Origin of the sequence: Stenotrophomonas pictorum JCM 9942, from assembly GCF_001310775.1 — a bacterium.
Lineage (GTDB): Bacteria > Pseudomonadota > Gammaproteobacteria > Xanthomonadales > Xanthomonadaceae > Stenotrophomonas > Stenotrophomonas pictorum.
In genome coordinates this window covers 1-532 of record NZ_BAZI01000820.1, presented here as the reverse complement: position 1 = coordinate 532, position 532 = coordinate 1, and the positions used below count along the sequence as shown (strand labels likewise).

Here is a 532-nt window from a genome sequence, read left to right as displayed (position 1 = left end):
CCCAGCGGCCCCACGCCGACCAGCGCGGTGCGACGCACGCCGGGCACGGTGTTGAACACCGGCTCGACCTGCTCGGTGTACAGCGGCCCGGTGGCGGTTTCCACGCGCTGGGTCTTGCGCCCGCAGAACCACAGCCGCCCCTGCGCATCGAACCAGCCCACATCGCCCATGCGGTGCACGATGCGCTCGCTGCCGTCGGCCAGCACCTCGCGGATCTTGGCCGCGGCGGTGGCCTGCGGCCGGTTGAAATAGCTGTCGGTGGTGGTGGGCCCGGTCACGGTGATCTCGCCGACCTCGCCCACGGGCAGTTCGCGCACACCGCTCCAGTTGGCGATGGGTTCATCGGTGATGGCGATGATGCGCACCTGGTTGGGCGCCACCACCGCGCCGACACAGGTGCCGGCACCACTTTCGGTCGCCGCGCGGGTCGCCTCCAGCTCACGGCCTTCGATCACCGCCACCGGCAGGCATTCGGTGGCGCCATAGGGCGTCCAGAACTGGCCGTCGGCCGGCATCAGCGCGCGGATCTTGG

At 71.1% G+C, this 532-nt stretch carries 1 pseudogene; it reads right to left on the bottom strand.

Annotated elements, in window-relative coordinates:
- Positions 1-532 (bottom strand): annotated as a pseudogene (locus JCM9942_RS17870) (AMP-binding protein); the annotation flags it as partial.